The sequence below is a fragment of the Domibacillus sp. F004 genome (assembly GCF_057814295.1).
This window is the reverse complement of record NZ_JBVATB010000003.1, coordinates 452,664-467,943: the sequence shown is the minus strand read 5'-3', so window position 1 is coordinate 467,943 and position 15,280 is coordinate 452,664. Positions and strand designations below refer to the sequence as shown.

General features: G+C 39.8%; 14 protein-coding genes. 12 read left to right on the top strand and 2 right to left on the bottom strand.

Going from position 1 to position 15,280, the window contains the following annotated elements:
* Nucleotides 1-3 precede the first annotated feature (3 nt).
* Nucleotides 4-1,074: an LLM class flavin-dependent oxidoreductase gene (locus ACZYRN_RS10935; RefSeq protein ID WP_488911615.1), complete on the top strand. Its 1,071-nt coding sequence runs from the start codon at nucleotides 4-6 to the stop codon at nucleotides 1,072-1,074.
* Between the two features lie 324 nt (nucleotides 1,075-1,398).
* On the top strand, nucleotides 1,399-1,812 hold the full coding sequence (locus ACZYRN_RS10930; RefSeq protein ID WP_488911614.1) for a hypothetical protein: 414 nt from the start codon (nucleotides 1,399-1,401) through the stop codon (nucleotides 1,810-1,812).
* A 253-nt stretch (nucleotides 1,813-2,065) separates the two neighbouring features.
* Here the strand turns inward: ACZYRN_RS10930 and ACZYRN_RS10925 are convergent, their stop codons facing one another.
* The gene (locus ACZYRN_RS10925) at nucleotides 2,066-2,296 is read right to left on the bottom strand and encodes a hypothetical protein (RefSeq protein ID WP_488911613.1); all 231 of its coding nucleotides are present in this window, start codon (nucleotides 2,294-2,296) and stop codon (nucleotides 2,066-2,068) included.
* A gap of 268 nt (nucleotides 2,297-2,564) precedes the next feature.
* Here ACZYRN_RS10925 and ACZYRN_RS10920 point away from each other — a divergent pair, with 268 nt between their 5' ends.
* Nucleotides 2,565-3,350: an SDR family oxidoreductase gene (locus tag ACZYRN_RS10920; RefSeq protein ID WP_488911612.1), complete on the top strand. Its 786-nt coding sequence runs from the start codon at nucleotides 2,565-2,567 to the stop codon at nucleotides 3,348-3,350.
* A 316-nt stretch (nucleotides 3,351-3,666) separates the two neighbouring features.
* Nucleotides 3,667-5,001 carry an RNA-guided endonuclease InsQ/TnpB family protein gene (locus ACZYRN_RS10915; RefSeq protein ID WP_488911611.1) on the top strand — a complete coding sequence of 445 codons (1,335 nt, stop codon included), beginning with the start codon at nucleotides 3,667-3,669 and terminating at the stop codon, nucleotides 4,999-5,001.
* A gap of 277 nt (nucleotides 5,002-5,278) precedes the next feature.
* Here ACZYRN_RS10915 and ACZYRN_RS10910 read toward each other — a convergent pair whose 3' ends face one another.
* Nucleotides 5,279-6,157 (bottom strand): AraC family transcriptional regulator, encoded by an 879-nt coding sequence (locus ACZYRN_RS10910; RefSeq protein ID WP_488911610.1) that lies wholly within the window; start codon nucleotides 6,155-6,157, stop codon nucleotides 5,279-5,281.
* An 842-nt stretch (nucleotides 6,158-6,999) separates the two neighbouring features.
* Between ACZYRN_RS10910 and ACZYRN_RS10905 the strand changes: the two genes are divergently transcribed.
* The 8 genes from ACZYRN_RS10905 to ACZYRN_RS10870 all read left to right on the top strand — a co-directional run bounded on the left by ACZYRN_RS10905 (nucleotide 7,000) and on the right by ACZYRN_RS10870 (nucleotide 15,019).
* Entirely contained in the window at nucleotides 7,000-7,866 is an 867-nt protein-coding gene (locus ACZYRN_RS10905) for a transketolase (protein WP_488911608.1), read from the top strand.
* A gap of 5 nt (nucleotides 7,867-7,871) precedes the next feature.
* Nucleotides 7,872-8,843 (top strand): transketolase family protein, encoded by a 972-nt coding sequence (locus ACZYRN_RS10900; protein ID WP_488911607.1) that lies wholly within the window; start codon nucleotides 7,872-7,874, stop codon nucleotides 8,841-8,843.
* A 211-nt stretch (nucleotides 8,844-9,054) separates the two neighbouring features.
* Nucleotides 9,055-10,335 carry an MFS transporter gene (locus tag ACZYRN_RS10895; protein ID WP_488911606.1) on the top strand — a complete coding sequence of 427 codons (1,281 nt, stop codon included), beginning with the start codon at nucleotides 9,055-9,057 and terminating at the stop codon, nucleotides 10,333-10,335.
* A 158-nt stretch (nucleotides 10,336-10,493) separates the two neighbouring features.
* On the top strand, nucleotides 10,494-10,889 hold the full coding sequence (locus ACZYRN_RS10890) for a rhodanese-like domain-containing protein (RefSeq protein ID WP_488911605.1): 396 nt from the start codon (nucleotides 10,494-10,496) through the stop codon (nucleotides 10,887-10,889).
* Nucleotides 10,890-11,068: 179 nt separating this feature from the next.
* Entirely contained in the window at nucleotides 11,069-11,752 is a 684-nt protein-coding gene (fsa, locus tag ACZYRN_RS10885; protein WP_488911604.1) for a fructose-6-phosphate aldolase, read from the top strand.
* 112 nt (nucleotides 11,753-11,864) lie between these two features.
* On the top strand, nucleotides 11,865-12,914 hold the full coding sequence (locus ACZYRN_RS10880; RefSeq protein ID WP_488911758.1) for a 2,3-butanediol dehydrogenase: 1,050 nt from the start codon (nucleotides 11,865-11,867) through the stop codon (nucleotides 12,912-12,914).
* Between the two features lie 519 nt (nucleotides 12,915-13,433).
* On the top strand, nucleotides 13,434-14,417 hold the full coding sequence (locus ACZYRN_RS10875; RefSeq protein ID WP_488911603.1) for a hypothetical protein: 984 nt from the start codon (nucleotides 13,434-13,436) through the stop codon (nucleotides 14,415-14,417).
* Between the two features lie 176 nt (nucleotides 14,418-14,593).
* Nucleotides 14,594-15,019, top strand: coding sequence for a hypothetical protein (locus ACZYRN_RS10870; protein ID WP_488911602.1), 426 nt, complete (start codon nucleotides 14,594-14,596; stop codon nucleotides 15,017-15,019).
* Nucleotides 15,020-15,280: the final 261 nt, after the last annotated feature.

Genomic DNA, 15,280 nt, shown 5'->3' with positions numbered 1-15,280 from the left:
ATAATGAAGGAAGAGCGTGCATTAAACAACTCCAGTTTTGAAATCGGTATTTATACGCTTGCCGATATAGGGCCAGATCCTTATACCGGTAAAGAAATTAGTGCAGGACAGCGTTTGAAAGAAATCATAGAAGCTGCGAAACTCGCTGATGAGGCTGGACTTGATGTTTTTGGGGTTGGTGAACATCACCGTTTAGATTATGCCGTCTCTGCACCGCCGGTTGTTTTGGCTGCGATTGCGCAAGTAACGAAACGGATTAAATTGACGAGTGCCACGACGGTATTAAGTACAGTCGACCCTGTCCGCTTATTTGAAGACTTTGCGACGTTGGATCTGCTGTCAAACGGACGTGCTGAAATCATCGCCGGACGAGGGGCGTTTGTAGAATCCTTCCCGCTATTTGGCTATAACGTCAATGATTATGACGAATTATTTGAAGAAAATATTGAGTTGTTTTTAAAACTGAACAATCATGAAAAAATCACATGGAACGGCCGCTTTCGCCCAGCACTTCGGCATGCTGAAATTGCACCTAGGCCTGTTCAACAGCAACTGCCCCTATGGATTGGGGTGGGCGGAACTCCTGAGAGTGCTGAACGAGCAGGCAGATTGGGAACAGGTATGGCTTTAGCAATCCTCGGCGGAGATCCGATTCGTTTTAAGCCGCTCGTGGATATTTACCGCAGAGCAGGCCTTGCATCCGGACACAATGTGAACGATTTGAACATAGGTGTTACGGGGCACGCATACATTGCGGAAACAACTGAGCAAGCAAGAGAAGAATTTTATCCTTACTATTCAAATTATTGGGGATATGTAAATCGTCAGCGAGGAATGAACACACGAATGTCTCGAGCAGATTTCGAGCAGATGTCAAGTACAGACAGCGCCTTATTCGTTGGCAGTTCACAGCAAATAATCGAAAAGGTTATGCATCAATACGAATTGTTCGGGCATCAGCGATTTATCGCTCAAATGGATATCGGCGGGCTGCCGTTTACTAAAGTCACCAAAAATATTGAACGATTAGCAACAGAAGTCGCTCCAGTTTTGAGACGGGAAATCTGCAAGTGATCATGATAGAAAATGATGAATAGAAAGGACTCTGCAAAGTATTTGCAGAGTCCTTTTACATATTTCAATAACGGATTTTGGGCACATATTGCGAGCCATAAAGCAGGACTCGGCAAGCCACCGGCCTGAATAGAGTAAACGTGATGTGGCTGCCTCAAAAACAGTGAATACTTGCACCTAACGCTTTTTGAATAGGCTCTTTTAAACAATAGTGTTGATAAAATGAGCCAGAAATCAACAGAGGTATGTAACAGATTTTTTGAATAAATAAAAATATACAGGGCAAGCCTTGTAGGATGAATGATGATAAAAGGAGATGAAGACATGTTTTCATTGCGTGGGGATGTTCATAAAATTTATCTACGGCTAAAAAAAGTAGCTGAAGAGGAACATACTTTTAATCAGATGAAGGAACTGAAGGAAATTGATGAAATTCAGTGTCTTTATCAATCGATTGATAGCTGTATATTAAAAAAAATTCACTATCGCATGATCAAAGAAAAAACGGGTTCGGGGACTATTCCGATTTTTGTCACGGCTATCCCGTGGCTTTGCTTTCTGTTTGCTAAACAGCTGCAACAATTTCTTTTCGATGGGGGGGGCCTGCTTTGGGTTTTTTTTGTTGTCATTTATATTACGATCCTTGTCATCAGTGTCATTCTTCACTTTCATGAAAAATCATGGGCAGCTGTTCATATAGAAATCATTCAAGATATATTAAAGAAAAGAAATGAATAATCCTTTACCTAAACAGATAAGTAAAGGAAAGAATGGTACCCATGACGACGAGCAGCGTAATAAGCACAATGAAGATTACTACTTTATGTCCTTTCAACTTAAAGCCTCCTAGAATGGTGACAGTCGTGACCGCAGATACTGATTGGACTGCGTATTAAAAGGGAATGAGAGTCATCGATAAGGCGAAAAAGGATAGAATAAAGCGGATGAGGTCGCTTTGCTCTATCCTTTTTTTCGACTTGTTTCATAGCTCTTATCCTTTATTTTTGAGACGAACGACTTCTTGTTGAAGCCAATCTTCAAACACTAACCAATTTTCTTCTGCTGGACGCGTCAAAAATTCCTGGTAGCAAATGGAGTGGAGACCAGAGAGCATCCCATAGGTTATTCCTTTATTGAATTCATCATCCTGCTGCTTGTCCAATTCCCGGGACTTCATCCATTTTTCAATTAAGTGGACCTTTGCTTTTTCGTATTCCGTCATTCCTTATACCCCCAGTATGTCCATTTTGTTCACGAGTTCATTTTACCATAGGACTAGCAAAATACTCTACTCTCAATGCCTATGCCAGCCATGAATTCACCTTCCTATTTTAGGTGTTCAATAGGCAGCAGAATGTTTTGATCCACCATATTATTTGTCAAACATTGTCGGAGGCGTTATGATTTGGAGTGAACGTGATCCCGTATGCTTCACGTATAAGTTGCTTACAATAAAAGTTCATTTAGTTAAACGAGGAGGAGTTTTGCAAATGAGTAAACGTTTTGACGGTAAAGTCGTATTAATGACAGGTGCAGGTTCTGGTTTAGGTCAATCGTCTGCTTTACAAGTCGCAAAAGAGGGTGCAAAACTTTCGCTAGTGGATTTAAATAGTGATTCTTTAGAGGCAACCAAAAAATTAGTGTTAGAAGCGGCACCAGAAGCAGAAGTGCTTCTTATTACAGCTGATGTATCGAATGAAGAAGCGGTTCAAAATTATGTGAATAAAACAGTTGAAAATTACGGCAAAATTGATAGCTTCTTTAATAACGCAGGAATTGAAGGAAAGCAGAACTTGACGGAAGATTACGGCATTGACGAGTTCCGTAAAGTCGTGGGCGTGAACTTAAACGGTGTCTTCTTTGGGATGAAATATGTGTTAGAAGTGATGAAAAAACAAGGCGCTGGATCGATTGTAAATACAGCGTCTGTTGGGGGAATTCGGGGTGTTGGGAATCAGTCCGGATACGCAGCAAGTAAGCACGGTGTTGTCGGATTAACAAGAAACTCGGGCATTGAATACGGACAATACGACATTAGCATTAACGCGATTGCGCCAGGGGCTATTATGACGCCAATGGTTGAAGCGTCATTGAAACAAATGAGCGAGGACAATTGGGAAGAAGTTGGAAAAGAATTTGTTAGTGTCAACCCAATGAAACGTTTCGGAAAACCAGAAGAAGTCGGCCATTTAGTCGCGTTCTTATTATCCGATGAAGCAAAGTTTATCAATGCAGCGGTTATTCCGATCGATGGCGGACAATCTTACAAGTATTAAAGTGAACGAATTGTAAAGAATAGAGAACTTTAAAAATAAGGAAGAACACATATGATCTCTAACTAATATGTGTTCTTCCTTGATCTTTTTAGGATGCATTTGACTGATCGGTTATGCGATTCGGCGAATTTACAGATTTTCCGAATGGGGAAGCCCATCGTCTTTAGACAGAGGATGAGAGTGAGGTCGAACAAGGGGTGTCCTTTTGACACGTTAATTGTTCGAATTTTTTGTTTTTTTTTGGCGCTTATCCTTTGCGGTAAGAACATATATTCTGTTATAATGAACGTATCAAACAAGGAAGGAGGATACCGATATGTTTGTCACACATTCTTTTCGAATTCCTTATGATTCAAACCTATACGACGAATTAAGAATGATGCAGCGGGAAGCCGCCTCTGTCTGGAATGACATCGTTCGAGAAGCGACTTCTTATTATTTCACGTGTAAAAAGTGGCTGAGTAAAACAGAGATTCAAGCCATCCGAAAACAAACCTACGATCTTCATTCTCAAACCGTTCAAGCGATTGCGGATAAATACGCGGCGAACCGTGAAACGATCCGGCAGCTGCGAAAGACGGACAAAAAAGCCAAATATCCGTGGCGAAAAAAATATTATTATTGTATTCCGTTAAAAAAAGCGTCCATGACCATTTCAAAAGACGCCATCACGATCAAGAAAGCGGAATATGGATACGCTCTTTCAGACTTGTTAACAAAAAAGAAAAAGAACGCGTGGACGGAAAAGGTTCCAAAGAAAAACATGGCAGTGGTCATTCCCAATCGATCCGAAGAAGACTTGGAAACGTGCAACTATGCAGAAATCGTGTGGCGAAACGGAGCGTATTGGTTTTGTTATGCGGTTTCTGTTCCTGAAAAAGATCTTTCTGTGTATGACAGGAAGGTAGCCGGTGGCGATTTAGGGGAAATCCATGTGGTCACGGTAGCAACAGAGGAGAAAGCCTTGTTAGTATCCGGACGGGCGATGCGCAGTCTTTCCCAATTTCGTGTAAAGGCATTAGCGGATTTAAGCAAGAAAATGTCTCACTGCAAAAAAGGATCGAACCAATGGAATAAATATCGGCAAGCGAGAATACGTATCCGTCAAAAAAGCAAGAATCAGCTCGAACAATTGGAACATAAGACAACGAAAGAAATTGTGGCGTTTTTAGAAGAAGAACACGTCACGAACTTTGTGATCGGGAATGTATCAGGCATCGAAAAAAACACGAAGGAAAACAGCCAAAAGAAACGAAAGACAAACAAAAAACGAAGACAACAGCTTTCTTTGTGGAATCAAGGGAAAATCAAGCAAAAACTCACATATAAAGCACAGTTAAAAGGCATCCAAGTAGAAGAAACAGAAGAAAGCTATACGTCACAAGACTGTCCATTTTGCGGCGGCCGGCACCATGCCAAAGGACGAAATTTCACTTGTGCTGTTCACAAAACAGAAATCCATCGGGATGTAAACGGCGCGCAAAACATTGCCCGTAAACAACACCACGTGGACGTGAAACCGCTTTTATCGGTGATCTACAAGCAGCCCGTTTGGTATAAACGGTTTTTGTCAGAGGAACAAAGACAAAAAACAAAATACCGAAACGATCGACCGAAAAAAGAAAAATGTATCGCCAGTCGGATGGCGTAGTCGGCACAGACCTTGTCCTCTTGAAGGACTGTTTTTCTCTCGAGAGTTGTTCGCCTAAGTTTCACCTCTGCCTCTTTCGATGAAAGAAGGTAAGTGGGATGTTCGCGAAAAAGAACCCCATGGCTTCAGCCGTGGGGAGTGGTCAGGGTAGATGTTCAACACGCTTATGAAGCACGGAAACAATAAACGTAAAAGAGGGTAAAGGTCTCGTCTAATAAACGAGACCTTTACCCTTTCGATATAGTTGGTTCAAGAGAAAATCGCTTACTGTTGTAATTCAGCGCTTTTTGAGAGATGTCCCCTTGTTATAAGTTCTATATTCTTTCGGTGATTTCCCAGTGACTTTTCTGAAAATTGTTGTAAAGTAGTTACAATTGCCATACCCTACTTGTTCAGCAATCTCATATATTTTCAAGTTTGTTGTTAATAATAAATGTTGTGCTTCAGCGATTCTGCAATGAATTAAGTAATCAATTGGTGAATAACCTGTGAACTTTTTGAAAGTACGAGACATGTAGTATTTACTTATATAAAAGTTCTCAGCAATATCGTCTAAAGAAATATTCTTTTTCAAGTTTTTCTGAATGTATGTTTTAATTTCGATCGTTAGTCCCTCTTCTTTATTTGTTAGATACGTATAATCTTTTAATTTTGTGATCCGTAGTAACAATACAATTAGATTTACTAGCAAATTGTCACATATACTTTCAAATCCGATTAGCCGAGAAGCGTTTTCTTCAAATATCTCTGCCATGTAACGTTCAATTTTATGAGAATATTCTTCTCCAGTATGAATGACTGGTTTTATGTCTAACGGGATCAAATAACCCTCATCTAATCCTTCTATGAGAAGATTTTTTACTCCGCAAATATAGGTTTCTAACGGATCGAATGGGTGGGAAAACTCCTCATGTGCTACTCCTTTGTTATAAATAAGAATATCGCCTTGCTGGGCATAATAGGATTGGTTATTAATAATAAATGTACCTGATCCTTTACTAATATAAATAATCTCACAAACGTTCTCATGTTTATGACTAGAGTATTTCCAATCAGGTTCATTACTAACTTTCCCTGTATAGTCAAGAGAGGGCAAATTCCCTGAATTGAAAATTTCACTTTGGTTAGAATAGTTTGTTTTTATTATCTCCAACATGGTTACAATCCCCCTCTATAAAGTTTATTGGCAATTATAGGACCGAGAGACAATCACTCCGATTTACCCTTTACTTTTCAAAAAAAACACAAAGGATGAACAAGATAAATATAATTTAAAACAATGATTAAAAATATATATAGTATTTAGAAAAATGTCAAAATATTTATTTAAGTTCATGTAAAAAGATATATTTTGCTAAGTGTATGAATGGATTATCAATTCGAGGAAAACTCCATCCCATATTATGCTGCCTATCAATTTGATGATAGACGTTATTTATGTATCTATAAGATCGTTCTCTCCCCATTTTACTAATTAGTGTATTAAAAGAGATAAGCTTTGTTTTTCGCTATGGACTTTAATTTATTCGGCGATTAATAGTCTAACATACGTGTGAATATATAGTTATTTTGATGAATTAATATACATATGGAATAGCCGATTGATAGGGAATTTTTGTTTCGAAAAACGGTAATAATAAGCTTTATAAGACATGAAGGTCTAAAGTTTCAAATTTCATGCGAGAATTTTTATTCAAAAAAATGTTGTTTTCATATCGATTTTTAAATTGCTGAAAATTGAGTTTAAAATAGAATGTCAATAATGGTTAAGGGCAAGATAGTGTAGTTTTTGAAAAAAAATGACAAGATACTTAATTTTAAAAATTTTATTTGTCAACTAGAATACAGTCATGCACCAAGCAAAGAATGATACGAAAGAGGGGGCATAAAGAAGCGATTTGTGTTTATGAAAAGAGACAAACAAAAAATAATTTTGCGTCTCATTAGTTATTAGTTTTCAATATATTATCTAAATATTCAGAAAAAGGAGTGTTTAATTTGTCTAATGATGTGAATGTAATTGAAACATTGGAAGATAAGGCTTGTGATATTCGCAAAAAAATATTGACTCTTGCCCATCATGCAGGTTCTTTGCATGTTGGAGGGGATTTTTCTATGACGGATTCTTTGGTAGCGCTTTATTATTATGCGATGAATCATGATCCTCAAAATCCAGAATGGCCCGAGAGAGATCGATTTGTGCTAAGCAAAGGGCATGGGGCCGGAGGATTGTATACCATTTTAGCGGATATGGGCTACTTTGATGAAGAAGAATTAATGACTACTTATGGTCTGCTAGATAGCAAATATGGAATGCATCCTTGTAAAGATACAGTTCCTGCGGGGATCGAGATGTCTACAGGATCGCTTGGACATGGTTTATCAGGATGCGTAGGTATGGCTCTTGCAGCAAGAATGAATGACGAAAAATTCAGGATATTCACGCTAATAGGCGATGGTGAGTCAAACGAAGGTTCTGTCTGGGAAGCAGCGATGTCAGCTAGTCATTTTAAGCTTGGAAATATTGTAGCCATTATTGATAGAAATTCATTGTCATTAGATGGAAATACAGAAGAAGTTATGGGGATAGAACCACTAGAGGACAAATGGGAAGCATTCGGTTGGAATACCGTTAGAATTGATGGCCATGACATGTCAGCTATGGTAGATACACTGAATTCACTGCCTTCGGTTGATTCAGATAAACCAACTTGTATTATTGCTAATACTGTAAAAGGCAAAGGAATTCCTTTTATGGAAAACGACCCAGAATGGCATGCAGGTTCTGTTGATTCAGAATTACTTAAGACGTGTATGGAAATATTGGATAACTCAAGACATTCAAAACAAAAGGTTGAGGGGTGACTGATTTGACTAGTCAAGCAACAGGACAAACGATTAACTTTACTCAATGGTTTCACGAAGCAACAGCAAGAGAAGTGTATGGAAAAGAATTAGTAAACTTAGGTAAACAGAATAAGGATGTTGTCGTCATGACAGCTGATCTTATGCGTAGTAACAAGACAGGTGAGTTTAAAGATATGTTCCCTGATCGATTTTTCAACTTCGGCATTGCGGAACAAAACATGATGACTGCAGCAGCTGGAATGGCGATTGCAGGGAAAATCCCCTTCGTTTCAACATTTGCCGCATTTGCATCTATGCGAGCTTGCGAACAAGTGAGAACAGATATCGCTTATCCTAATCTGAATGTAAGAATTGTAGCGACTCATGCCGGTTTTACTGCAAATGGAGGAAATACTCATAATGCAATGGAGGATATTGCCATTATGAGAAGTATAGCCAATATGACAATTATTAACCCAGGAGATCCAAATCAAGTAGGAAAAGTGCTGCAAGCTTCAGCTGACCATAATGGCCCTATTTATATCCGAATTGGACGTGGCATGGAGCCTGTCGTATATACCGAGGATTATGAGTACGAAATCGGGAAAGCGATTACAGTAAAGGATGGAATGGACGCTACTATTGTTGGTACAGGCATTACTGTTGCGTATGCACTTGAGGCAGCGAACCGTCTAGCTGAAGAAGGCATCAATGTGAGAGTGATAGATATGCATACGATTAAACCGCTAGATACAGAAATTATTATGAAATCGGCTAAAGAAACAGGCATTATTGTTACGGCAGAAGAGCATAACATCATTGGTGGACTTGGAGGGGCTGTAGCAGAGTGCCTTGCGGAAGAGGGGACATTTGTTAAATTCAAAAGGTTAGGAATTCAGGATACATTTGTATCTATAGGACCGCCTGAGCAGCTCCATGCTAAATATGGTTTTGATAGTGAAGCGATTTATAATCAAGTAAAAAACATGTTGTAATCAAAGCATTCATTAAAGCTGAATACTATTAAATGACAAGTAAACATCCTTCTTTAAGAGAAAGGATGTTTACTTTCCTAAAGAAATGAAGTACGTATTATAGCCCGAACGTTCGAGATCTAATCCTTATTTATAATTGGCAAAAGACTTGCAAGAATGAAGGGATGAGTAAGAAGAAATTAATCATAAAACAACAAGGGGGGATAGCTTAATGAGTAACAATTCAATGACTCTAAATAATAAGGGAGTTGAAGGTTTAAATAAAAAGTTAACGTGGGGTATGATTGCTGTATTTTTCTTCATGGTAGGAGACGGCATTGAACAAGCTTTTTTATCAAAGTATTTGGTTGATTTAGGCTTTTCAGTCGGTGATGCAGCTCTTGTGTTTAGTGTATATGGGGTTACCTTGACAATTGCCTCCTGGCTTGCTGGCGTGTTATCTGAAATGTTTGGGCCGCGTCGTGTGATGCTAGCAGGTTTACTTATTTGGGTAGTATTTCATATTGGTCTGCTAACTTTTGGATTAGAGGCGAAAAATTACGGGATGATCCTGCTTATGTATGGAATCCGTGGTTTCGGATACCCGTTATTTGCTTTCTCTTTCTACGTATGGATTGCTAAGGTTGCACCAAACGAGAAACTTGGAACGATAATGGGATGGTTTTGGTTCGCATATGCTGGTGGATTAGGTTTTATAGGTGCCTATTATCCAAGTTTTACAATTCCACATCTCGGCTATATGGGTACTTTATGGTCTGCTATAGTCTTTATTCTTCTTGGTGGTATTTTAGGTGTCTTGATGGTGAAAAGTGGCTCAAGTCAAAATTCCCAGGAAAGCACGAATTCAGAAAAAGGCAAGTTTAAGAGTTTTCTTAAAGGAATTACGATTGTTTATGAAAACCCTAAGATTGGGATAGTTGGACTACTTCGCACCATTAATACAACTGCACAATACGGTTTCGTTGTTGTTTTACCCATTTATTTTACTGCCGTCATTGGTTTTACAATCTCTCAATGGTTGCTCATTTGGGGAAGTATGTCGGCCGTTAATATGTTTTTTTGCGTAATTTGGGGATACGTAGGGGACAGATTTGGAAGGAGATTCGTTATCACTTGGTTTGGATGTGTTGGAAGTGCGATTACAACACTTCTCTTCTATTACCTTCCATTGGCATTTGGAGAAGTATTTTGGGTTGCGGTGATGGTCTCAATGCTTTACGGAGTTACATTGGCCGCATTTTGCCCATTAGGAGCAATCGTACCAGGACTTGAACCTAAAAATACAGGAGCTGCTATGGCTATATTAAATTTAGGAGCGGGCCTTAGTACGTTTGTTGGACCAAGCATAGTAGGTTTAATCGGCGGTGAAAATGTGCAAGCCGTTATGTGGACATTTGCTGCACTTTACGTTGTAGGTGCCTTTCTTAGCCTATTTCTTAAAGCAAGCAGGGAAGAAAGTGTAAACAATGAAAAAGAGATGATGACTGGATAAAGTGAAACTTCATTCAGTGGAGGGGTTCTTCATTCCCCACTTATCCTTTTTTCTTTCCGAAGTCTTGAAGTGGGGATCTTACTGCCCGTTAATGCGGGATAAATGGTTAGATTCTTCATTTGAAATAGGGAAGTAACAATTTAGAGGAGGACGAAAAGATGGCAAAAACATTTATGGAAATGGTAGCAGAAGCTCGCGAACATGTACCTGGTATTAGTTCGGCTGAAGCAAAAGAGAGTATGGAGAAAAAGAAGAACACATTAGTTATCGATGTACAGGATGCATCGGATGTTGGTGCTTGCGGATTAATTCCAAGCAGTGTAAATATTTCACTTGGGATGCTGCCTATTCGTGCGGATCTTGAGCTGCCAGAACATTTACTGGAGCCACAGCTGAGTGATCGAAACAGATCTGTCATCGTTACTTGCGGCGCTGGTGGACAGGCGGCACTTGGAGCTTATCTCCTCAAACAAATGGGGTTTACAGATGTTTCCTATATTGAAGGGGGAACGGAATCGTGGAAGGCCGCTGGGTTTCAGGTGGATTTAATCTAATTATGTGAATGACAAGAAGCGAGTGTGAAACTACGGATCTTAACCTTGCCAATAAAGTGAAACTTCCATCAGTGGGGGTTTTACTGCCCGTTAATCTGCGATAAAACGGCGCCCATAACTAGAGATCTTATCTAGTTCACGTCAGTAGTCTTAAACAATCGTAATGGAGGAAATTTATTATGAAACTTTTTATTGATACGGCAAACTTACAGGATATTAAACAGGCGTATAAAATTGGTGTTTTATCCGGTGTCACAACAAATCCATCATTAGTCGCTAAAGAAGGGGTGAAATTCGAAGATCGCATCGCTGAAATTTTACAAGCAGTGCCTGAAGTCGAATCTGTATCTGCAGAAGTAACGCCTGATGCTGTTACTGCTGAAGAAATGATCGCAGAAGCGGAAGAATTGATTAAAATTAATGGCGGAGATCAAAACATTACAATTAAAGTGCCAATGACAGTAGCTGGCTTAGAGACAACTCGTTATTTGACTAAAAAAGGAATTAAAACAAATGTCACACTTGTCTTCACTGTGAACCAAGCGTTAGTAGCAGCTTGTGCTGGTGCAACATATGTTTCTCCATTCTTAGGTCGTTTAGATGATATTTCTGAAGATGGTGTACAATTAGTAGCAAAAATCGCTGAATTATTCCGCCTTCATAACTTAGACGCTCAAATTATTGCTGCTTCTGTTCGTCATCCAGATCATGTAACGCGAGTAGCAATGGCTGGAGCTCATATTGCAACAATGCCCTATTCAGTCATTGAGCAGCTGACGAAGCACCCATTAACGGATCAAGGTATTGAAAAGTTTGCTGTTGACTGGGAAAAAGCGCTCGTAAACTATACGGTAAGTGTGTAATAGAGTAACTTTTACACGTTAATGGGCAAGTGAGATCTCACTTTGGTTAACAATTAAGGACAACTTTGAAATATACTCAATCAATTTTGAAACGAAGGGATAGATATAGATGATGAAAGCAGCTGTTTGGTATGGTGAAAAAGATATACGAGTGGAAGAACGGGAACTACCTGCCGTTGGTTCTGATGAGGTGAAAGTAAAGGTCGCTTGGGGGGGAATTTGCGGCAGTGACTTGCATGAATACAGCCACGGACCGGTACAAATTCCTTATGAGGAAACAGATCCACTCACCGGCAACCAGGCTCCTTTAACGATGGGTCATGAATTTGCCGGAATCGTTGAAGAAACAGGAGAAAATGTTACCCTTTTCAAGCAAGGTGATCGAGTTACGATCAACCCGGGCATCACTTATGGCGAAAAAGAAGATCGTTTTGATATTTATGATGGTTACGCTGCCATCGGCCTACATACTGACGGAGGATTCGCCGATTATGTGGTCGTAAAAGAAAAGCATGTATATTCACTGCCGCATCCGCTTTCTTTAGAGGATGGGGCGTTGGTGGAACCGATGGCTGTTGGTGTCCAAGCGATCAAGGAATCCAATTTAACAATGGGACAGACGGTCGCCATTCTAGGTGCTGGCCCAATTGGCCTGCTCACAGTTATTGCAGCGAAAGCTGCAGGGGCTTCTAAAATTATTGCGCTGGACTTGTCCGAGGCTCGTCTAAAAAAAGCTAGAGAATTAGGTGCCACACATGTTATTAATTCTGGAGAAGAAGATCCTGTTAAAGCGGTAAAAGAAATCGTTCCTGATGGTGTGGATGTTTCCTTTGAAATAGCGGGAATCGGAGCGACATTTAACCAAGCCGTCAAAATGACACGATCCCGAGGTACGATGACTGTGGTTTCCATTTTCGCAAAGGAGATCGCATTTAATCCAATGTCCCTTACTACCTCTGGTGTAAAGATTACGTCGATATTTGCCTATGAACCGGATACTTTTCAGCAAACCATTGATATGATGGCAAATGGCCAATTGCGGCCTCAAGGTGTCGTAACAGACCGTATTGACCTTGACAACATTGTAAGAGATGGCTTTGAAGCACTGACAAACGACAAGTCTCAGGCAAAAATACTCGTCAAATTGAGCGGAGAGCAATAGTTTCTGAACAAAACAAAATATACTAAGCTTAGTAGCACAAACCAAGGCCATGGTTTGTGCTACTATTTTTTTATAGTAGAAATGAAGAACAGGTCGTGACAGCACTAGGATCTTGAGCTCGCAAAAAAACTGGCCTGCTTCACTGCCTTTAGATGAATCAGTTTCAGTATGTTGGATCCTCGAGATCGTGTATAAGAAAATGAAGAAAATGGAGCTACACTAAGTTAGATAGAAAAACTAGGGTCAATTAAAATTATATTTAACAAAGTTAGATAAAGTTCAAGAATCCCTATCATTACAAAATCATTATAATGGTAATGGAACAAGAACTTAAGAATAAGGATCATTTGACATTCATTAAACAAACGCAAAACCTAGGTTTTAGTAATAGTTTAAATGTAGTCAACATACTTGGTGTCCATCTGATATAAGGTAATAGCCCGAACACATAATGTAATATTACGTAGGATGTATTAACTCCAATAGGAGGAAATATATTATATTAGGAGGTTATTTTTTTTGGCTTGTGAACCTTGTGATCAGCTAGTAGACTTTTGTTGTACTTTTGTTGTGCCGGAGGGGTTTACCCCAGTACAAAACCCTGATGGGACCTTTAACGCTTCTGTGGCTTTTGACTCGGGGTGCTTATTCTGTAACACAGAGACTTGTGAATCAGAAATGACGATCCCTAACCCGTGTCCTCCAGGTAATCCCTTGCGATGCCCAGTTATACTTAACCGCCTTGTCGTACAAGGGTCCATTCGTTTCATTTCGTCCCTTGAAGTAATGGATAGTCATGGAAATAGTAGTCACATTTGCTCCCATGGAGAAAGTTGCGTAGATAATATTCTTTTATACACTTGTCAAGGTGTAGATCCGTGTGATGGCTTTGACTTGGATAACATCGATGTAGTGAACCTATCTGTTGCCCCGGCTGAATGTGGAAACGCATGCGACATGATTTTAACGCTTAGAGGTCAATTTGATTTCTGTGTCCCATCAACTGCTACGTTTAGCAATCCTGCACCTATTACTATTCCTGACAGCGGTACAGCGACTCCTTATCCTTCCGTAATTAATGTCGCCGGCTTGGATGGAACGATTAATAAAGTAACTGTTACCCTTAACGGTTTCTCTCACACTTGGCCTTCTGATGTCGATGTGATGCTTGTAGCACCGGATGGAATAACGAATACCATTCTTATGTCAGATCCTGATTCCTCCGTAGATGTTACCAATCTTACTTTGATATTTGACGATGCGGCAATAAACACAGTTCCATGCGGCGGTGTTCTTACTTCCGACACTTATAAGCCTACTAACTGTGGTAGTGGCACCTTCCCGGGACCTGCTCCCACCCCGAACCCTACTGTTGCATTGAGCAACTTTATTGGTTCAGACCCGAATGGTGAGTGGAAGTTGTTCGTTGTAGACAATGCTGGTGCGGATATGGGTTCCATCTCTGGAGGTTGGTCCATCACCATCACGACAACGTGCCCGTAAAGAAAAAAGGAAATAATCTAGCTATATGCATCATTGGCGTTAAAAATAGTCATGTAAAGACTGAAGATTAGGAACAATAAGGGATACTCTGTATAATACGGCTTCATACGATGAAACCGTATTATACAGAGTCCATCATTGTTCTATTTCACTCAAAATGAAAGAAGGTATGTGATATGCATGAACAGCCATCTTCTTTACCCGGGGTACAGACCCCAGAGGTGAAGGGGGAACAGACCGTATCCAAGAGACCAAAACGGCGTGCTTCAAGCTGCGGATGCAATAAAAGAACCAATTCAGCCCTTTCTTCAAATGTTGTCAATAGACAACAAGTCCATTCTTTTCAAAACAACAAGTCCATCAAGCGGCGAAAAAAAACGACCCATCACCATACACCTATCATAAAACAGGATCATCCTACTCCAACAAAATCTGTATCTGAAGAACAATCGATTGTATCTTCAAAGGACACTAATGTGTCTTATACCCCCCAGCGAGAACAGCAAAGCTATGTTGAAGAAAGCAGCTCGTTAAAGAAAATGTTAAGGTATTGGAAGCAGCTTCCCTTTTTTCAATGGCTCATGAAGCGACATGAGCTATAAATGGAACCCATGTCACCTTGGCAGTCAGCGGAAGTGATGAATTCTGCAAATATGGAAAATGATAAAGAAAAGAGTGTCCCGAAATAACGAAAATTTCGTATTTGGGACACTCTTTTTTATGATTCCTGTAATTTGGACAGATCATACTGTTTGACCCGGACCGGCTGCGCATCGATTTTCGAACACTTTTATTAATCTTAGTATGTTTCCTTTGATCTGAAAATTGAATCAAAAGCCCTGAGTTGTTTACCCAATCAAATT